Annotated in this window: 16 protein-coding genes; 9 read left to right on the forward strand and 7 right to left on the reverse strand. The window is 66.0% G+C overall.

Translation table 11 applies throughout. The features are described 5' to 3' along the window. Positions 1-386 precede the first annotated feature (386 nt). The 3 genes from AC0Z6F_RS00545 to AC0Z6F_RS00555 are packed head-to-tail and all read left to right on the forward strand — an operon-like array spanning position 387 to position 1,923. Positions 387-1,016, forward strand: coding sequence for a superoxide dismutase (locus AC0Z6F_RS00545; protein ID WP_197585033.1), 630 nt, complete (start codon positions 387-389; stop codon positions 1,014-1,016). Then, entirely contained in the window at positions 1,013-1,588 is a 576-nt protein-coding gene (locus tag AC0Z6F_RS00550) for a flavin reductase family protein (protein ID WP_033833194.1), read from the forward strand. Before AC0Z6F_RS00545 ends, AC0Z6F_RS00550 begins: the two co-directional genes overlap by 4 nt. Next, complete coding sequence (locus tag AC0Z6F_RS00555; RefSeq protein WP_032129997.1) at positions 1,588-1,923, forward strand: tetratricopeptide repeat protein; 336 nt, start codon at positions 1,588-1,590, stop codon at positions 1,921-1,923. Before AC0Z6F_RS00550 ends, AC0Z6F_RS00555 begins: the two co-directional genes overlap by 1 nt. A gap of 5 nt (positions 1,924-1,928) precedes the next feature. Here the strand turns inward: AC0Z6F_RS00555 and AC0Z6F_RS00560 are convergent, their stop codons facing one another. Both AC0Z6F_RS00560 and AC0Z6F_RS00565 read right to left on the reverse strand, forming a co-directional pair. Continuing rightward, positions 1,929-3,077: a fatty acid desaturase family protein gene (locus AC0Z6F_RS00560; protein WP_006372458.1), complete on the reverse strand. Its 1,149-nt coding sequence runs from the start codon at positions 3,075-3,077 to the stop codon at positions 1,929-1,931. A 12-nt stretch (positions 3,078-3,089) separates the two neighbouring features. Continuing rightward, complete coding sequence (locus AC0Z6F_RS00565; protein WP_050559890.1) at positions 3,090-4,160, reverse strand: ferredoxin reductase; 1,071 nt, start codon at positions 4,158-4,160, stop codon at positions 3,090-3,092. A 92-nt stretch (positions 4,161-4,252) separates the two neighbouring features. Between AC0Z6F_RS00565 and fabR the strand changes: the two genes are divergently transcribed. The 4 genes from fabR (at position 4,253) to AC0Z6F_RS00585 (ending at position 10,649) form a co-directional block, all read left to right on the forward strand. Continuing rightward, positions 4,253-4,909, forward strand: a complete 657-nt coding sequence (gene fabR, locus AC0Z6F_RS00570; RefSeq protein ID WP_005409961.1) for an HTH-type transcriptional repressor FabR — start codon at positions 4,253-4,255, stop codon at positions 4,907-4,909. 785 nt (positions 4,910-5,694) lie between these two features. After that, on the forward strand, positions 5,695-7,692 hold the full coding sequence (locus tag AC0Z6F_RS00575; protein WP_448123124.1) for an autotransporter family protein: 1,998 nt from the start codon (positions 5,695-5,697) through the stop codon (positions 7,690-7,692). Between the two features lie 259 nt (positions 7,693-7,951). Beyond that, positions 7,952-10,111, forward strand: a complete 2,160-nt coding sequence (locus tag AC0Z6F_RS00580) for a TonB-dependent receptor plug domain-containing protein (RefSeq protein ID WP_485616488.1) — start codon at positions 7,952-7,954, stop codon at positions 10,109-10,111. Next, positions 10,101-10,649, forward strand: coding sequence for a thioredoxin-like domain-containing protein (locus AC0Z6F_RS00585; RefSeq protein ID WP_448123126.1), 549 nt, complete (start codon positions 10,101-10,103; stop codon positions 10,647-10,649). The genes AC0Z6F_RS00580 and AC0Z6F_RS00585 overlap by 11 nt, the downstream gene beginning before the upstream one ends. 67 nt (positions 10,650-10,716) lie before the next feature. Here AC0Z6F_RS00585 and mntR read toward each other — a convergent pair whose 3' ends face one another. Further along, positions 10,717-11,187, reverse strand: a complete 471-nt coding sequence (gene mntR, locus AC0Z6F_RS00590; RefSeq protein WP_006372477.1) for a manganese-binding transcriptional regulator MntR — start codon at positions 11,185-11,187, stop codon at positions 10,717-10,719. Positions 11,188-11,304: 117 nt separating this feature from the next. Between mntR and AC0Z6F_RS00595 the strand changes: the two genes are divergently transcribed. Continuing rightward, positions 11,305-12,636 (forward strand): Nramp family divalent metal transporter, encoded by a 1,332-nt coding sequence (locus AC0Z6F_RS00595; protein WP_485616487.1) that lies wholly within the window; start codon positions 11,305-11,307, stop codon positions 12,634-12,636. A 141-nt stretch (positions 12,637-12,777) separates the two neighbouring features. On the opposite strand, the gene AC0Z6F_RS00600 is transcribed toward AC0Z6F_RS00595, so the two are convergent. The 4 genes from AC0Z6F_RS00600 to AC0Z6F_RS00615 all read right to left on the reverse strand — a co-directional run bounded on the left by AC0Z6F_RS00600 (position 12,778) and on the right by AC0Z6F_RS00615 (position 17,081). After that, positions 12,778-13,104, reverse strand: coding sequence for a thioredoxin family protein (locus tag AC0Z6F_RS00600; RefSeq protein ID WP_012511318.1), 327 nt, complete (start codon positions 13,102-13,104; stop codon positions 12,778-12,780). Further along, the gene (locus AC0Z6F_RS00605) at positions 13,076-13,543 is read right to left on the reverse strand and encodes a flavodoxin (RefSeq protein WP_485616563.1); all 468 of its coding nucleotides are present in this window, start codon (positions 13,541-13,543) and stop codon (positions 13,076-13,078) included. The genes AC0Z6F_RS00600 and AC0Z6F_RS00605 overlap by 29 nt, the downstream gene beginning before the upstream one ends. A 25-nt stretch (positions 13,544-13,568) precedes the next feature. Further along, entirely contained in the window at positions 13,569-14,609 is a 1,041-nt protein-coding gene (locus AC0Z6F_RS00610) for a ribonucleotide-diphosphate reductase subunit beta (protein WP_024957408.1), read from the reverse strand. A 108-nt stretch (positions 14,610-14,717) separates the two neighbouring features. Continuing rightward, positions 14,718-17,081: a ribonucleoside-diphosphate reductase subunit alpha gene (locus AC0Z6F_RS00615; protein ID WP_100434828.1), complete on the reverse strand. Its 2,364-nt coding sequence runs from the start codon at positions 17,079-17,081 to the stop codon at positions 14,718-14,720. A 431-nt stretch (positions 17,082-17,512) separates the two neighbouring features. On the opposite strand from AC0Z6F_RS00615, the gene AC0Z6F_RS00620 reads away from it, so the two are divergent. Then, a complete protein-coding gene (locus AC0Z6F_RS00620) occupies positions 17,513-18,490 on the forward strand; it encodes a zinc-binding dehydrogenase (RefSeq protein WP_485616484.1) in 978 nt (325 codons plus the stop codon). The last annotated feature ends 170 nt before the right edge of the window (positions 18,491-18,660 follow it).

The following is an 18,660-nucleotide window of genomic DNA, read 5'->3' on the forward strand; positions in this document are numbered from 1 at the left end:
GGCGGCTGGTTCGCCGGCCGGCGCTTTTGTTGATATCGGTTGTGGCGGGGGGAGGGGCTGGCCGGGACACGCCGTGAACCCATCCTTGGGGGCTCGATGGCGCCATCCATGGCGCCAACGGTCCCGGCCAGCCCCTCCCCCCCGCCACCGGACAGTTTCCTGCGAGCGCGGGCAGCGCATCAGCGCGCCGGTGAGGGTTCGGAAAGCGGGTTCTGGTAGTGCCGGCCGCTGGCCGGCAACCCGACCTTCGCTGAATGCCGGCCAGCGGCCGGCACTACCACGCCTCCGTCTTGACCTCTTGATCTCTTGACCTCAACCAATGTTGAGGTGCGATAACAATCTCCCCACGGCCAGCCCCTCTGGCCTTCCCCACGGAGATTGCTTCGATGTCGTACTCGCTTCCCCCGCTCCCCTATGCCTATGACGCCCTCGAGCCGCACTTCGATGCGCGCACGATGGAAATCCACCACAGCAAGCACCATCAGACCTACGTCAACAACCTCAATGCCGCGATCGAGCAGGCCGGCCTTGCCGAACAGCCGGTCGAGGCGCTGATCGCCAACCTCGATGCCGTGCCGGAGGCGCAGCGTGGCGCAGTCCGCAACAACGGCGGTGGCCACGCCAACCACAGCCTGTTCTGGACCGTACTCAGTGCCAACGGCGGTGCACCCGATGATGAACTGGCCGCCGCCATCGACCGCGACCTCGGCGGTTTCGATGCCTTCAAGGAGGCCTTCACCAAGGCTGCGCAGACCCGCTTCGGCAGTGGCTGGGCCTGGCTGACCAGCGATCGCGATGGCCGCCTGCAAGTCGAAAGCAGCGCCAACCAGGACAGCCCGCTGATGGGTGCAACGGTCGGCCTGTCCGGCAATACCCCGATCCTGGCGCTGGACGTCTGGGAACACGCCTACTACCTGCACTACCAGAACCGCCGCCCGGACTACATCGGTGCGTTCTTCAACATCATCAACTGGGCCGAGGTCGGCCGGCGCTACCGCCAGGCCCGGGCCTCATGAGCGGCGAGACACTGCCGTACGCCGGGCCGTGGGCGGGGGTCTTCCCCGCCCCGGCCCCGGTGCCGTCGGTCGAGATGCCGCCGCGTGCCCTACGGCGGCTGCTCGGCCATTTCCCCACCGGCGTGGCCATCGTCTGCGCGCGCGATGCGCAGGGCAAGCCCATCGGCCTAACCATCAATTCGTTCGTGCCAGTGTCATTGCAGCCGCCACTGGTGCTCTGGAACCTGGCGTTGCACGCGCAGAGCCTGTCCACCTTCCAGCGCGCCACCCGCTTTGCGATCAGCGTGCTGGCGGCCGACCAGGAAGCACTGGCCCGGCGCTTTGCCGATCCGCAGGTACGCAACCGCTTCGACGGCCTCGCATTGCTGGATGACGACGAGGACGCCCCGCCACGCATCGCCGGCGCGGTAGCGCATCTCACCTGTACCCGCCACGCACAGTGGCCGGTGGGCGATCACCTGTTGCTGGCCGGCCGCATCATCGAAGTGCACGAGAACGGAGGCGCGCCGCTGCTGTTCCATCGCGGCCGCTTCCAGCCCGGACCGGCCGAGCTGCTGGTGGAGGTGCGATGATGAACATCGAGGCTCTGGAATGCATGCTGGCCAGCGGCAAGGACGGCGCGCTGCTGCGCTTCGGCCTGGGCAAGGGCTGGCTGGATGCCGGCAACCCGGTGCGCGCAGCGACCCATCTGGGCCGTTGCGTGGTCCTTGATCCGCAGTATTCGGCAGCGTGGAAGCTGCTGGGCAAGGCCTGGCTGGCCAGTGGCCAGCCGCAGGCGGCGCGCGAGGCGTGGCAACGCGGTTTGAGCGTGGCCGGCAGCAAGGGCGACCAGCAGGCACGCAAGGAAATGCAGGTATTCCTGCGCCGCCTGGACCGCGAGCAGGCGGACCTGGCGAAGGCGGGCTGAGTCGATCAGCCCGCGTTGGCCGATGCCGGTGCGGACATGATGTCCGACATCGGCAGGCGGCGCGGCTTGCTCGGGAACGCGTGGCGCAGGATGCGCCAGACCACCTGGCCGAACTGGCGCGGCAGCGAGCCGTTGTTGTAGTGCTGGCCGTAGCGACGGCAGATGTCCTTCACTTCCTTGGCGATGGCCGCATAGCGGTTGGCCGGCAGGTCCGGGTAGAAGTGGTGCTCGATCTGGTGGCTGAGGTTGCCCGACAGCACGTTGATCAGGAAGCCGCCGCTGATGTTGGACGAACCGCGCAGCTGGCGCAGGTACCAATGGCCGCGCGACTCATTGCGCAGGCATTCCTTCGGGAAGGTTTCCGATTCGGCGGTGAAGTGGCCGCAGAAGATGATCACGTAGGTCCAGATGTTGCGCAGGCCGTTGGCTACCATGTTGCCCAGCATCACGGTGAGGAAGAACGGGCCGGCCAGCAGCGGAAAGAACACGTAGTCCTTCAGCACCTGACGGGCCATTTTTCGCGCCACCGGGCGGGTCTGCATCCACATCGCACGGCCACTGATGCGGCCCTTCAGCCAACGGCCCAGGCGCAGGTCCTGCGCGGCCACGCCCCACTGGAACAGCAGCGCGAAGATCGGCGCGATGATCGGCTGCAGCAGGTAGAACGGCTTCCAGCGCTGTTCCGGGAAGATGCGCAGCAGGCCGTAGCCGATGTCATCGTCCATGCCACGCACGTTGGTGTAGGTGTGGTGGCGGAAATTGTGGGTCTTGCGCCAGTTGTCGGCGGTGGCAACGATGTCCCACTCGTAGGTGTTGCCATTGAGCTTGGGGTCGCCGGTCCAGTCGAACTGGCCGTGCATGACGTTGTGGCCCAGCTCCATGTTCTCCAGGATCTTCGACAGCGCCAGCAGCAGCGTGCCGGTGATCGCGGCCGGCCACAGCAGCGGCATCCAGAACAACGGCGAGAACGCCGCCACGAACAGCAGGCCACGGCCACCCACGCCGAACCAGCGCACGGCGGCGGCCACGCGGCGGATGTAGCGGGTATCGGAAGCGCCAAGGCTGCCGATCACGCGGTCGCGGATCGCATCGAGTTCCTGGCCGAAGGCTTGCATCTCGGTGGTGCTCAGAGCACGGTCGGTAGCGCGGGTCATGGCAACGGGTCCTCAGAGATCCAGGGTCAGGTCGGTGGTCGGCGCGCTCACGCAGATCCGCACCGGCTGCGCCGATTCGGACTGCAGGTCGCCGGTGCGCAGGTGGCGGGTGGCACCACTGACGCGATCACAACTACAACTGTTACAGATACCCATGCGGCAGCCATGCTTGGGCTTGATGCCATGGGCTTCGAGGCTTTCCAGCAGTGAGCGACCACGCGGCACGCTCAATTGGCGGCCACTGCGCGCAAGCGTCAGCGACACCTCACCTTCGCTGCTGGCATCGCGCAGCGGCGCCGGCGGTGTGAAGGCTTCGGCCTGGAAACCGGCCACCTGGTGCGCCAGACGCTCGCGCGCGGCGGCAACGAATCCATCCGGGCCGCAGGCCAGCACATGGCGCTGCGCCAGAGGCGTGTCATCGCCGGGCACCAGCAGATCATGGGTATCGATACGCGCGGCCGGCGCCTCACCCTCGCGGGTGGTCAGCAGATGCACGCGCAGGTTCGGATGCGCTGCGGCCAGCGCCTGCAGTTCATCACGGAACTGCAGATGGGCAGCGGTGCGCTCCCAGTAGAACAGGTCCACGGGCGCGGCCAGCGGGCGCTGGCAGGCCTCGCGCAACAGGCTGCGCATCGGCGTGATGCCACTGCCGGCCGCCAGCAGCAGCACCGGCGCCGCGGCCGGCAACTGGAATTCGCCGAAGGCGGCATCGAGGCGGAACAGTTCGCCCGGCTGCGCATGATTGACCAGATGCTGGCTGACCCGGCCGCCGTCGATCGCCTTGACGGTGATCGCCAGCTCGCGCCGACCGAGTGCGGTGGGGCTGTAGCTGCGCTGCCACAGGCGCCCTTCAATCTCGACGCCGAGGGTGACGTGCTGGCCAGCGCGCATGCCGGCCCAGTGCCGGTTGGTGCGCAGGACCAAGGTCGCCGCGCCCTCGCCGGCCGGCTCGCGCCGGACCAGGCGGGCCACCGGCTCGCGCAGGGTCCACAGGGGATTGAGCTGGCCCGCCCAGAAATCGAACAGCGACGGCGAGACCCAGCGGTACGGAGAGAACAGGGACGGACGGACGACAGCGCTCATGAGCGAACTATACGGGCGCACATACACCTGTGTATACATGTGTATATTGAACCGGATTGGGTATGATTCAGCCTCGCCCCACCGGAACCCCCATGGCCGCCGCCACCGCCTTGTCGACGCCCGAAGATGCCAACAGCCCGGCCCGCCGTACGGTGAGCCGCGAGGATCTGCTGGCTGCTGCCCTGAAACTGATCGGGCCGCACCGCAGCCTGTCCACGCTCAGCCTGCGCGAAGTGGCGCGTGAGGCCGGCATCGCGCCGAACAGCTTCTACCGGCAGTTCCGCGACATGGACGAACTGGCCGTGGCGCTGATCGATGCGGCCGGCCGCTCGCTGCGCACCATCATCGGCGAGGCTCGCCAGCGCGCCACCTCCACCGCCACCAGCGTGGTGCGGGTCTCGGTGGAGACCTTCATGGAACAGCTGCGCGCCGACGACAAGCTGCTGCACGTGCTGCTGCGCGAGGGCGCAGTCGGCTCGGACGACTTCAAGCACGCGGTCGAACGCGAGCTGCACTATTTCGAGGAAGAGCTGCAGCACGACCTGGTGCGCCTGGCCGCACTGGATGGCGCCGTACTGCATGCCCCGGAACTGGTGGCCAAGGCCATCACCCGGCTGGTGTTCGCGATGGGTGCCACCGCCATGGACCTGCCACCGGAGAAGGATCCGGAGCTGGTTGAACAGATCTCCACAATGATCCGCATGATCATCGTGGGCGCCCGTACCCCCGCCGCGTTCCGCCGCGGCTGATCGAGGCCCCTGAGTCGGATCCCTTTCCAGAGGAAAGGGCCCTGACCCGCCCCAGCTCCATGAAGCCCGCCACGCAGCGCCACGGCGCCGATGAACCGTGGCCGCTGTCACGGATTTAGATTGCAGATGCGCAGCTTGAGCATCCTGCACGCGCCATTCACTGCGCTCTCACGCACGCTGAATTATTCAGACCACGCGCTCCATTCAGCTTGGTGAGTTATTGAACGGGGTTTGAATCCGGCAAGTGCCGCTGCAGTCGTTTCAGATTAATTGCATGGCCCAGGCAAGACCCGATCCGCACAGTGCCGCCTCCGGTCCTGCGGATGCGGGTCCACCCCAATGAGCTTCAAGGAGAAACACCCATGCGCATGATGCAGTTCACGCCGAAGTTTCCTTCCACGCTTGTCCGTTCGCGGTTGGGTCTGGCCGTAGCCAGCTCATTGATGCTCGCCGCCATGGGCACCGCAAATGCTGTCGACGTCGGCCCCGGCCAGACCGTCACCATCACCCCAGGAAGTGCTTTCGAGGGACAGAATCTCTCCGTCCATGGAGGAACCGCCAATGTTCTCGGCGCCCGCATGGGCGCACTGGACTCGTTCTCTGCAGGCGGCACACAACAGACAATCATCAACGCAGATGGTGCTGGCTTCACGTCAACCACAGGCAATTTCGTACGGAGCTCAACAGCGGTCTTCCGCAATTCGGTGCTGAGCGCCACAACCGGCCCGGCCCTTGGTTTGGCACGATCAGGCGCTGTCGATGGCAATGGACGCCCCTACCCCAGAGTGTCGTTGATCGACAGCTCACTCACTTCCACACGCATCGGACTGCAGGTGCTCGCCGGCGGCTACGCTGATGTAGACGGTTCGACCATTTCCGGCGGTACGTATGGGGTCTCTGTCGGTGCGGGCTCCGTTTCGCTGCGCAATGGCTCGACGGTCAACGGAGTCACAGCTGGAATCCTGATCCTCTCGAGCCCAACCATCGAAGAGAATCTCGCCGACTGGGGCGTGATGGTCGATGGTTCACACATCGAAGCAAGCAACGGCAGCGCCATTCTGTTCGGCGCTCATCTGCCTTCTGTATCCCGTCCGGATACGCTGTTGATACAGAATGGTGCGACTCTGGTGGGGAGCAATGGCGTCATCATCTCCACCCGCGACAACGCCCACTTCGACGTCACCGCCCGCACCTCCACACTCAAGGGCGACATCACCATTGCCGATACCGCCACCGGCACGCTGCGCTTCCTTGACGGCCTCGACCTCACCGGCCGCATCCTCGGCCCGGCCGACGTCATCGTCGACCAGGGCGGCCGCTGGACACTGTCCGGCGACAGCAACACCGGCAACCTCACCCTGGGTGCAGGCAGCAATATCTTCCTCGGTGCTGCGGGTACGGCGGCCTATCCGCAACTGACCGTCAACGGCAACTACGCCGGCAATGGCGGCACCCTGCACTTCAACACGGTGCTGGCCGGCGACGACGCAGCAAGCTCGCGCGTGCATGTCACCGGCAATACCAGCGGCACCACCCAGGTCACCGTCAACAACATTGCCGGCGCTGGTGCACAGACCGTCAACGGCATTCCGTTGATGCAGGTGGACGGTGCCAGCAATGGTCACCTCGCGCTGCAGGGCCGCGCCATCGGCGGCATGTACGAGTATTTCCTGCGCAAGGGCACTCCGGGCGCGACCAACGGCAACTGGTACCTGACCTCGGCCTACACCGGCAATCCGTGCGACATCAATCCGGCGCTGCCGGAGTGCCAGGGCACTGGTCCGGCGGATCCGGTCGATCCTGTTGACCCGGTCGATCCGGTCGATCCGGTGGACCCGGTCAATCCCGTCGATCCGGTCCCCGTGCTGCGTCCGGAGCCGGGCGCGTACCTGGCCAACCAGGCCGCGGCCGTGCAGATGTTCCAGCTGCGCCGCCACGACCGCGGCGAGCCCGGCTTCGACCGCGCCCGCATCGGCACCTGGGTGCGCGCCGGGCGTGACCAGCTGCAGGCGAACGTGGCTGGGCAGGTCGATGCCCGTACCCACATCAACACCCTGCAGCTGGGCAGCGATGTCTGGCGCTGGGGCGATGGCCGTGGCCAGGTCGGCGTGATGCTCGGCACTGGCGAGGCGACCACGCAGGCGGAGTCGACGCTGAGCGGTTATGGCACGCGTGGCAAGGTCAAGGGCAAGTCGGCCGGTGTCTACCTGGGTTGGGTGCAGGATGCACAGAGCAGTGCCGGCCTGTATGTGGACGGCTGGCTGCAGGCGGCGCGCTTCGACAACGAGGTGCAGGGCGAAGGCATCGCCCGCGAGACCTACGATTCCAGGACCCGCAGTGCGTCGCTGGAAGCCGGTTATGCGTGGGCCATTCGCAGCAGTGAGGCCAGCACGCTGTACCTGCAGCCGCAGGCGCAGCTGACCTGGACCGACTACGACGGTGACAGCCTGATCGAAAACAATGGCACCACGGTCGAGGATGGTCGCGGCGGCGGCCTCAACAGCCGCCTCGGCGTACGCCTGTTTGGCCAGGGCACGCTGCAGGGCAACCGCGTGCAGCCGTTCCTGGCGGCGAACTGGCTGCGTGGCCAGCGCGATGAGGCCATGCGTTTCAACAGTGAGTCGTTGAGCGCGAAGACGCCGGAGAACCGCTACGAAGTGCAGGCCGGTGCCCAGCTGCAGCTGGGCCAGCGCTGGAGCGCATGGGGTGACCTGCGTGTGCAGCGTGGCGACAGCGGCTATCGCAACCACGGTGCCCAGGTGGGCCTGCGCGCCGCCTGGTAAGCCCCTCGCCGCCCCGGGGCCAGACCGGGGCGGCGTTCCTCGATTTCCCTCGCACCCTGCCGGGCATGACATCCGGCAGGGTTCTGGCGTTGATTTGTAATGTTATAACACTGTCGTCCGCGATGTTCTGATCCTGCTTTCGGCTTCGTGATTGCACGGACTTATTTATATAGCCATTGCTATATCTATAACCCTCTGCTTTCATACGCGTCAGCCAGGTCGCCCTCGCCGCCTTTCCTCTCCCAAGGACGACGCCCTCATGCCCGTTTCCAGACCCCTTTCCCGCCGGCTGCCTCTGGCTGCCGCCATCGCCCTGACCCTGCCGCTGCCTGCGCTGGCAGGCACACCGAAGCCGACCGAGCTGGACCGTGTGCAGGTCAAGGTCAGCACTGCCACCCGCAGCGAACGCCTGCTGTCCGATGTCCCGATCCGCACCGAAGTGCTGCGCAAGGAAGACATCGCGCTGCGCGCGGCCACTGACTTCTCGCGTGCCGCAGAGCTGATCAACGGCCTGCGCGTGGAAAGCAACTGCCAGAACTGCAACACCAGCGAAGTGCAGCTGCTGGGCCTGCCCGGTGCCTACAACCAGCTGCTGTTCGATGGCATTCCGCTGCTGTCCACGCTGGGCAGCGTGTACGGGCTGGAACAGATTCCGGCCGGCTTCGTCGACCGCATCGAAGTGGTCAAGGGCGGCGGCTCGGCACTCTATGGGCCGGGCGCGGTGGCCGGTGTGATCAACCTGATTCCCCCGCTGCCGGCGCGCAGCGGTGGCCATGTGCAGGCCGGTGTGGACGTGCTGAAGGGCACACCGCAGAAGAATGCCGACGTGCGCCTAGACCTGGTGGCGAAGGACGCCGATGCCGGGCTGTCGGTGATTGCCCAGCGCAACTGGAACAGCGGCATCGACTACAACGGTGACGGCTACACCGAAATCACCCGCAAGAACCTCAAGGTCGGCGGACTGCAGGCCTGGTATGCGCCCACACCGGGCACACGGCTGCGCCTGGACCTGCAACTGACCGATGAAACCCGCCGCGGCGGCAACCGCCTGGACCAGCCCGAGTACCTGGCCAACATCGCCGAATCGCTGGATACGAAGTACCGCCGAGGCAGCGTGTCGTGGGATCAGGAGATCAATGCCGACGTCGATTTCCGCCTGGCCTATGCCTTCGCCGACATCGACCGTGACAGCTTCTATGGCGGCCTGGGCGACGTGGTCACCGATCCGTCTGCGCCCGGCTATGACCCGTCGCAGCTGGACCCGAACGTGGCCGGCAGCGCGGCCTCGCGTTCGTGGCGCCAGTACGGCCGCACCCACAACCCGCTGCACTACATCGACAGCCAGTTGAACTGGCGGTTGGGGGCGCACGCGCTGGCCTTCGGCGTGCAGTACAAGCACGAGGCGCTGCGCGACGACAACCGCACCGGTGACGGGCATCGCCTGGCGGTGCTGGAGGATGCCACTTTCCACAACCTGGGCGCCTTCATCCAGGACGAATGGAGCCTGCGCGACAACGTTGACCTGGTGCTGGGTGCGCGCGTGGACAAGAGCTCGGAGCTGGACAGCGCGGTGTTCTCGCCGCGCATCGCGTTGGCCTGGCAGGCCACGCCCAACCTGAAGTGGCGCGCCGGCATTGCCACCGGCTTCCGTGCCCCAGAGATCTTCGTTGAGGATGTGCATGTCGATACGCTGGGTGGCGAACAGGTGCGCGTGCGCAACACCGACGGCCTGAAGGAAGAGCGCGCGTTGACCACCCTGTTCGGCTTCGACTGGCGTTCTGACCCGGCCAATCCGGTCTGGAGCTGGGATGCCACCGCCTCGTACGCCCGTATCCGCGACACCTTCGCACTGGGCGAGATCCAGCGCGGCGATGACGGCCAGCTCAGCCAGCTGCGCTACAACGCGTCCGGCTCCAATGTGCTGGGCGCGGAAACCAACCTCGGCTGGCAGCCGTCGCCACAGTGGCGCCTGACCGCGGGTGCCTCGTGGTACCGCTCGCGCTTCCGCGAACCGCAGCGCATCTTCGACGACACCGGCGACGGCGGCGACACCGTCATTGAAAGCCGCGACTACCTGAAGACCCCACGCTGGACCGGCCTGGCCCAGCTCAGCTGGATGCCGGCCGAGCCGTGGGAGACCTTCGTCGCGCTGCGCCACACCGGCCCGATGTCGGTGCTGAACAACCGGCTAGGCGAACTGCACCGCACGCGTTCATTCCTGGTGACCGATCTGGGTGCGCGCTGGCACCGTCACCTGGGCGCGCAGGCGCAGCAGGAAGTGTCGGTGGCCGCAGGCGTCAAGAACGTATTCGACCAGCGCCAGAAGGATCTGGAAGTGGGCGCGCTGCGGGACAGCGACTATGTCTATGGGCCGCGCTTCGCGCGCTCGTGGTACGTCAACCTGCGTTATGCGTTCTAAGCCACTACGAGCGTTGTTGCTGGCCTGTGCCGTGTTGCTGGCCGCACCGGCGATGGCTGCGGACCTGCACGCGCAGGTCTCGGCCTCGCTGATGCGGCCGGAACAGCGCTCGCTGCGGCCGATGCAATGGTCATCGCCACCCAAGCTGGTGGCGCTGTACTTCGGCGCCGACTGGTGTGCACCGTGCCATGCCTTCGTACCCACGCTGCGCAGCGTGCGCGACGCATTGCGCGAAGCCGGGGCCGATACCGAAGTGGTGTACGTCAGCCTGGATGAGAGCGAGGCCGCGCTGCGCCGCTACATGCATGCGCAGGAGATGCCGTGGCCGGTGCTGGACCCGCGCCGCGCCGCGCGCATGCCGGCACTACAGGCGTTGGCTGGGCTGGCACCGCCGAATCTGGTGCTGATCGATGCAGACGGCAGGGTGCTGGCCAATGGCTGGCAAGGCCGGCGTTACGAAGGCCTGCAACCCGTGTTGAAGGAATGGACGAAACGGGCGTGCGCGCAGCAGCAGGCCCATTGTCCGCCCGATCTGTAGAGTCGAGCCACGCTCGACTCATTCCATCACCGCGCGAACAGCCGCCGGGCATGGCCCGGCGCTACCGTTACGGCGCCTCGCCCTCGGCCTTGCGCACGAACGCCTCGAACAACGCCAACGTCTGCTCGCTTACATGGTGCTCGATACCCTCGGCATCGCGCCGTGCCGTATCCGGGTCCACGCCCAGCGCCAGCAGGAAACGCTCCACGGTCTGATGACGCTGGCGGCTGGCATGGGCCAGCGCCTCGCCTTCCGGGGTCAGGAACACGCCACGATATGGACGCTGCACCACCCAACCGTCGCGGGCCAGCCGCCGCAGCATCTTCGCCACGGTGGGCTGGGCTACGCCCAGGCGGGTGGCGATGTCGACCTGGCGGGCCTCGCCGCCGTCAGCCAGCAGATCCGAGATCAGCTCGACATAGTCCTCCACCAGCTCCATCCGGTGCGCCTCGCGCACTTGCCGGAAGCTCTCGACCTGGCGCTCGGCCTCGATCAAGGGGGTGCTTTTCAGCGATGTCGAATCGTCGGTCTTGCCCACGCCTGCGCCTGTCCTTCCGGGGTGATCCGGTGTTGAACCTGAATTCTGGACCAGTAACGCGATAAAGACGATTGTTTCACATTGCTAATGACTATAGCAGGAGCTATATTCGGACCCATGAACACCCTGGCACCCCGCGACCCTTCGGCCTCCACTCCGGCCAGCCTGGGCGCGCTCAACGCCTCGGTGGCGGTGCCCGACAAGGGCCATTGGTGGTTCCGCCTGCTGGCCTTCCTCGGCCCGGGCTACATGATCTCGGTCGGCTACATGGACCCGGGCAACTGGGCCACCGACCTCGCCGGCGGTTCGCGCTTCGGTTACCTGCTGCTGTCGGTCATTCTCATCTCCAACCTGATGGCAGTGATCCTGCAGGCGCTGTCGGCGCGGCTCGGCATCGCCACCGGCATGGATCTGGCCCAGGCCTGCCGCGCGCGTTACCCGAAGCCGGTGAACCTGGCGCTGTGGGCGCTGTGCGAGGCGGCGATCATCGCCTGCGACCTGGCCGAGGTGATCGGCACCGCGATCGCGCTGAAGCTGCTGTTCGACCTGCCGTTGCTGTGGGGCGCGGTGATCACCGCCCTGGACACGCTGCTGGTGCTGCTGCTGATGAACCGCGGTTTCCGTGCGCTGGAAGCCTTCGTGATCGCATTGCTGATGGTGATCTTCGCCTGCTTCATGGTGCAGATCGCGCTGGCCGCACCGCCGGTGATGGAAGTGCTGGGCGGGTTCATTCCGCGCGCGCAGGTGGTAACTGATCCGCACGCGCTGTACATCGCCATCGGCATCATTGGTGCCACGGTGATGCCGCACAATCTCTATCTGCACTCGTCCATCGTGCAGACCCGTGCCTACCCGCGCACCGATGAAGGCCGGCGCAGCGCCCTGCGCTGGGCAGTGACCGACAGCACCCTTGCACTGACCCTGGCACTGTTCATCAACGCCAGCATCCTGATCCTGGCGGCGGCGGTGTTCCATGCCAATGGCCGATTTGATGTGGAAGACATCGAACAGGCGCACCAGCTGCTGGCACCAATGCTGGGCGTGGGCGCGGCGGCGACGCTGTTTGCGATTGCGCTGCTGGCCTCCGGCCTGAACTCGACAGTGACCGCCACGCTGGCCGGCCAGATCGTGATGGAAGGCTTCCTGCACCTGCGCCTGCCACCGTGGCTGCGTCGGCTGATCACGCGGGCGCTGGCGATCATTCCGGTGGTGGTGGTGATCATGCTGTTCGGCGACCAGGGTGCGGTAAAGCTGCTGGTGCTGAGCCAGGTGGTGCTGTCGATGCAGCTGCCGTTCGCGATCATCCCGCTGGTGCGGATCGTGACCGACAAGGTGACGATGGGCGCGCTGGTGGCCCCGCGCTGGCTGGGAGCGATCGCCTGGGTGATCGCGCTGGTGATCGTGGTGTTGAACGTGAAGCTGCTGGTGGATACCTTCGCCGGCGGGTGACGCCAATGCCGGGGTCGGATCCCTTGCCGGAGGCAAGGGCTCTGACCCAGGTAGTTCCACGCCATGCATGGATGCCCTTGTCACGGTATGGGGGTCAGAGCCCTTGCCTCCGGCAAGGGATCCGACCCCGCCATCTCTGCGTCATAGATGCAGCGCAATGGCGGCTTCAATCTGTTGCGGCGACTGGAACCCGGCCAGGCGAGTGCGTTCGTCGCCGTCACGGAACAGCAAGAGCGTCGGCGTCTGCCGCAACCCCAGCTCACGGAAGAATGCCTCCCCCAGCACTTCCAACTGCACGCGCAGCAGGGTCGTGCCCTGCCCCGCCACGCTGTTGGCCACGCGGTGCAGCGACATCTCCAGCATCCGGCACCCCGGGCACTGGTCCTTGTGGAAATCCACCAGCACCCGCGGGTGTTCGGCCAGCAGCTGCTGGAACTGCTCAGGCGTGGTGGCGTCGATGATCTGCATCGGTACTGCTCCAGTAATGGGCCAGAACCGCATCGGTCCAGGCCTCGATGGACCCGGCATGGCGTTCGCCATGCGGCATCTGTTCAATCTCCAGCGGCGGGTAGTCGCTGCGGAAGTAGCGGATCAGCCGGTGCACGGCGCCGCAGTAGTACTCCTGTCCCCACTGCGTCTCGCCGGTACCGAACACCGCCAGCTGCCGTGGCCGCTCGCCGCGCTCGGCGATGCCGGCCACCCAGGCTTTCATCTCCGACGGCGTGCGGCCGGCGTTGTCGGTCCAGCAGCCCAGCAACACCAGGTCGGCCTCATCGACGGCCAGAGGCGGTGCCTGGCGCGGGTCGTCGGCCTCCTGCCAGTGCACCGCATGGCCCGCTGCGCGGCAACGCTCCGCAATCTGCCGAGCGAGCTCGCGGGTGTTGCCGCTCAACGAGGCGACCACCAGCAGGATGCTCAGCGCTTCGCTGGGCTCAGAGGTCGTCGAAGCCGTTATCGACGTTGGTCTTCTTGTAACTTGCATTGCGCATCTCGAAGAAGTCGGTCTTGGTCTCGGTAAAGTTGTCGGCGTAGGCCTTGATCCACGGCATCACGTTGTCGGTGGTGTCGCTGTACAGGCGCTCGATGCCGAGCATGCCGGCCATCTTGTTGGCGCGATACTTCACGTAGCGCACCATCTCGTCCACGTCGATGCCGTCGATACCGTCCAGCACCTCCGACGACCACTGCGTCTCCAGCTCGATCGCATGCTCGAACGATTGGTGCACGTAGGCGGTCAGCTCGTTGGTCTGCAGCTCAGGGTTCTCGCCGATGATGGCGCGGATCAGCTCGCTGATGAACTTGGTATGCGCCAGCTCGTCACGGTTGATGAAGCTGATGATCTTGCCCGTACCGTTCATGCGGTTCTGCCGCACCATGTTGTAGAAGTACGCAAACCCGGAATAGAAGTTGATGCCTTCCAGGATCGAGGACTGGATCAGCGACTTCAGCAGCGTTTCGGCGGTCTTCTCGCGCATGAAGTCGTCGTACGCACCCATGATCGGTGCGTTGCGCTTGATGATGGTCGGGTGGGTGCGGGCGATCTCGAAAATGCGGTTCTGGTTCGGCAGGTCGGTGATCGAGGCCAGCACGTAGCTGTAGCTCTCGTTGTGGATCACTTCCTGCTGACCGATGATCGCCGCATTGGCATGCGCCGCTGGGTCGGTAATGTACTCGGCCACGTTGTAGATGAAGCGGGTCTGCGGTGAGTCGAGCGTGGCGAGCAGGCCGATGATCGAGTCGTAGGCGTTCTTTTCGCGTGCGTTGAGCTCGCCGTACTGGCGGGCGTCCAGCTTCATGTCGACCTCATCGGGAATCCAGAAGTTGGTCGACAGCTCCTTGTAGGCCCGATAGAACGACGGGTACGGGATGTCGTTCCAGTTGAGGATGCCGCTGGTGCGGCCGTTGATGATGCCGGTGCTGCGGTTGGGATGGCGCGGTTCGAGGATCTTGATGCGGTCGAGGGGGGTTGCCATGGTCTTACCTGCAGGGGTAGCGCCGGGCCATGCCCGGCGGAATATACGATTCCCGCGCGGTGCGCTCGCCGGGCATGGCCCGGCGCTACCGTGCGGTGCGCGCGCCGATCAGCTGGAGCACCACTCGCATTCGCTGATGTCGATGTCGTTGGAGCGCACGTAGTAGGTGGTCTTCAGGCCTTCGCGCCATGCGCTCAGGTGCAGTTCCAGCAGCGTGCTGGCGCGGATCGTGCTGGGCACGTACAGGTTGAAGCTGATCGACTGGTCGACGTGGCGCTGGCGGCGCGCGTTCTGGCGCACGCTGGCGAACTGGTCGACCTTGTAAGCCCCTTTCTCGTAGTACGGCCAGGTCTCCAGCGACAAACCCGGAGCGGCCACCGGACGCCGGAAATCCTTCTTTTCCTCGTAGTAGAACGCGCTGTAGATCGGGTCGATGGAGGCGGTGGAACCGGCAATCTGCGCGGTGCTCATGTTCGGCGCCACCGCCAGCAGCCAGCCGTTGCGCAGGCCGTGCGTGGCGACCTCGCGGGCCAGGCTGTCCCAGGCCGCGCCGCTGTAGTCGCGGTCACTGAAGTAGCGGCCGTTGTGCCAGTCGCTGCCGGTGAACATCGGGTAGCTGCCCTTTTCCTTCGCCAGCTGCGCGCTGGCCTGGATGGTCAGGAAGTTGATGCGCTCGTAGAGGCGGTCGGCCAGCTGTTCGGCATCCGGCGATTCCCACTGGATCGCCTGCTGCGCCAGCAGGTGGTGCCAGCCGAAGGTGCCGAGGCCGATGGCGCGGTACTTGCGGTTGGTGATCGTGGCCTGCGGTACCGGCAATGCGTTGAGGTCGATCACGTTGTCGAGCATGCGCACCTGGATCGGGATCAGGCGTTCCAGCACGTCGGTGGCCAACAGGTCATCCGGCGCACTGATCGCCCGACCGAGGTTGATCGAGGACAGGTTGCAGACCACGAAGTCACCGGCGCGGCGCGTGGTGACGATCTGGTCGCCGCTGACGATCTCCTGGATCATCCGCGTCGGGCTCATGTTCTGCAGGATCTCGGTGCACAGGTTGCTGGAATAGATCATGCCCGCGTGCTTGTTCGGGTTCCGGCGGTTGACCTCGTCGCGGTAGAACAGGAACGGGTTGCCGGTCTCCAGCTGGCTCAGCATGATCCGCTTGAACAGATCGATGGCCTTCACCGTGCGGCGGCTGATGCGCTCATCGGCCACCAGTTCGGCGTAGCGGTCACGGAAGCTGCCCGCGCCGCGCTTCTCGTCGTAGAAGTCCTGCAGGTACCAGCCCTTGGCCTGCTTCACCTCGTGCGGATCGAACAGGTACCAGTCGGCGCGACGTTCGACCGCTTCCATGAACAGGTCCGGCACGCAGACCGAAGTGAACACATCGTGCGCGCGCAGGCGCTGGTCGCCGTTGTTGAGGCGCAGGTCCATGAAGGCTTCGATATCGCGGTGCCAGATGTCCAGGTACACCGCCACCGCGCCCTTGCGCTGGCCGAGCTGATCAACCGACACCGCAGTGTTGTTGAGCTGCTTGATCCACGGCACCACGCCACCGGAGGAATTGGCCACGCCACGGATCGGCGCGCCGCTGCTGCGCACATAGCCCAGATAGGCACCAACGCCGCCGCCGTGTTTCGAAACACGGGCGATATCGGTGTTGGAGTCATAGATGCCCTGCAGGCTGTCGTCCACCGTGTCGATGAAGCAGCTCGACAGCTGCCCGCCCACCTTGCCGGCATTGGCCAGGGTCGGTGTGGCCACCGTCATGTACAGGTTGGACAGCGCCCAGTACGCCTCTCCGACCAGCTGCATGCGCCGCTCGCGCGGCTTTTCCTCCTGCATCAGGTACAGCGCGATGGTCAGCCAGCGCTCCTGCGGCAGTTCATAGACCTCACGGCTGCGGTCGCTGGCCAGGTAGCGCGTGGCCAGCAGGTACAGGCCGTTGTAGGCGAACAGGCGGTCGCGTTCCGGGTCGATCATCTCGCCGGCCTGCTGCAGCTCTTCCTTGGAATAGCAGCGCAGGATGTCGTTGCTGTAGATGCCGCGGTCGGCCAGGCTTTCCTGCAGGCCCACGTAGGAACCGTACTTCAGTCCAACGTCGTAGAAGCGGTTGCGGCTGGCGCGCTTGTACAGGCGGCGCAGGTAGATGCGCGCGGCAAACTGTTCCCACTCCGGCGCGACCAGGTCCACCCGCGACTCAGCCTCGCGGATCAGCAGATCGACCAGATCATCGGCGCTGATGCTGGGCTTACGCTCGACCATCGCCTGCACCACGCGGCGGTAGTCGCTCACATCCAGCTGCGGGAACTCGGCATGCACGGCATCGATGCTGCGCTGCAGCCGCTCGGCCTCGAACGGCAGGCGACGGTTGCCGGCCTCCTTGGTGATCCAGGTCGGCACGCGCTCGCCACCGGCGCGCAAGGCGTCGCCAGCGCCGGCCAGATCGGCCACGCGGAAGGTACTGTCGGTCATGGTGGTGAAACTCCAGGCTCGCACGCGCGTTGGCGGTCGATGCCATGGCGGCCCTGCACGCGATACCGGCGCACGGGGCGAACGGGTGGATTGCCAAGGCACGGGAACGTAGGTCGTCGGCATCTGCCTGCGCCTGCGGCCGGTATCCGGGCCGTGGGGGCGACCTGCGTCCGCACGGTGGCGGCCGCGTCGACACGGCAAGCCTTCAGGGGCGGGCCGCGGGACGTTTGCTGCATGTCCGGCGGCGGCGGCTGACCGGGAGTGACGGCCACAACATAGTGGGGATATCCGAACCCGTCAACACAAGATGCGGTAATCAACACATGTCGCGACGATCAGTCGCAGGATGCCGTGTTGCACCTGCGGCGCCTTGTCGACAACGCCTGCGTCCCCAGTTCGGTACAACATCAACTTTCCCCGGAACACCGCCCATGCGCGCTGCCCAGTACCCCTCCTTCGGCGACCCGGCCGACGTCCTTGCCATTGCCGATGCCGCCCTGCCCGAGCCCGGCCCCGGCGAGGTGCGCATCCGCACCGTGCTGGCCTCGATCCACAACCACGACCTGCTGACCGTGCGCGGTCTCTACGGCTACAAGCCGACGCTGCCGGCGATCGCTGGCAGTGAAGCACTGGGCGTGGTCGATGCAGTCGGTGACGGCGTCGAAGGCCTGCAGATCGGCCAGCGGGTTGCTGCCGCCTCGGTGCACGGCACCTGGGCTGAGGCCTTCATCGCACCGGCACGCATGGTGATTCCGATGCCAGAGGCGATCCCCGACGAAATGGCCGCACAGCTGATCGCGATGCCGCTGAGCGCGCTGATGCTGCTGGAGTTCCTGCACGTCGAGGCGGGCCAGTGGGTGGTGCAGAACACTGCCAACGGCGCGGTGGGCAAATCGCTGGCGATGCTGGCGCGGGCGCGTGGCGTGCATGTGGCCAACCTGGTGCGCAATGCCGATGCGGTCGCACAGTTGCAGGCATTGGGCATCGATCATGTGTTCGACACCTCGGTGGACGGCTGGAAGGATCGCGTGCGTGAGGCGACCGGCGAAGCGCAGGCCGCGGCCGCGGTGGATTCCATTGGCGGCGACGCCAGCGGCGATCTGGTCGACCTGCTCGGCCACCACGGCACGCTGGTGTCGTTCGGTGTGATGAGCGGCGAACCCATGCGCATTCCCGCCGGCGGCCTGATCTACAAGGAAGCCACGGTGAAGGGCTTCTGGGGCAGCAAGGTCAGCCAGGCGATGGCGGTGGAGGACAAGCGCCGGCTGGTTGGCGAACTGCTGAAGTGCGCGGCGAGCGGCGAACTGACCCTGCCGGTGGAGCAGATCTTCGCGCTGGACGACATCGCCCAGGCAGCAAAGGCCGGTGCGGGTTCGGGCCGCAACGGCAAGGTGCTGCTGCGGCCTTGATGGCCGGTCAACCGGGGTAGGATCCCTTTCCGTTGGAAAGGGATCTGACCCGCAGGAGGAGTGCGGACCAACGGTCCGCACCCACCGGAGCACAGACCGCCCCACCGAGGCCACAGACTTTCGTTAAGAACCTGTGATGTATAACTGAATGCGCTTTCGTCATTGGAAGG

It is taken from the genome of Stenotrophomonas sp. 1L-E-5-B-C3, assembly GCF_057292075.1.

Coding starts and splice junctions, on each gene's coding strand:
- AC0Z6F_RS00615 (WP_100434828.1), bottom strand. CDS start 17,081: ATGACCGACAGTACCTTCCGCGTGGCCGATCTGGCCGGCGCTGGCGAC.
- AC0Z6F_RS00580 (WP_485616488.1), top strand. CDS start 7,952: ATGCCCGTTTCCAGACCCCTTTCCCGCCGGCTGCCTCTGGCTGCCGCC.
- fabR (WP_005409961.1), top strand. CDS start 4,253: ATGGCCGCCGCCACCGCCTTGTCGACGCCCGAAGATGCCAACAGCCCG.
- AC0Z6F_RS00595 (WP_485616487.1), top strand. CDS start 11,305: ATGAACACCCTGGCACCCCGCGACCCTTCGGCCTCCACTCCGGCCAGC.
- AC0Z6F_RS00565 (WP_050559890.1), bottom strand. CDS start 4,160: ATGAGCGCTGTCGTCCGTCCGTCCCTGTTCTCTCCGTACCGCTGGGTC.
- AC0Z6F_RS00620 (WP_485616484.1), top strand. CDS start 17,513: ATGCGCGCTGCCCAGTACCCCTCCTTCGGCGACCCGGCCGACGTCCTT.
- AC0Z6F_RS00560 (WP_006372458.1), bottom strand. CDS start 3,077: ATGACCCGCGCTACCGACCGTGCTCTGAGCACCACCGAGATGCAAGCC.
- AC0Z6F_RS00610 (WP_024957408.1), bottom strand. CDS start 14,609: ATGGCAACCCCCCTCGACCGCATCAAGATCCTCGAACCGCGCCATCCC.
- AC0Z6F_RS00555 (WP_032129997.1), top strand. CDS start 1,588: ATGAACATCGAGGCTCTGGAATGCATGCTGGCCAGCGGCAAGGACGGC.
- AC0Z6F_RS00550 (WP_033833194.1), top strand. CDS start 1,013: ATGAGCGGCGAGACACTGCCGTACGCCGGGCCGTGGGCGGGGGTCTTC.
- AC0Z6F_RS00600 (WP_012511318.1), bottom strand. CDS start 13,104: ATGCAGATCATCGACGCCACCACGCCTGAGCAGTTCCAGCAGCTGCTG.
- AC0Z6F_RS00545 (WP_197585033.1), top strand. CDS start 387: ATGTCGTACTCGCTTCCCCCGCTCCCCTATGCCTATGACGCCCTCGAG.
- AC0Z6F_RS00585 (WP_448123126.1), top strand. CDS start 10,101: ATGCGTTCTAAGCCACTACGAGCGTTGTTGCTGGCCTGTGCCGTGTTG.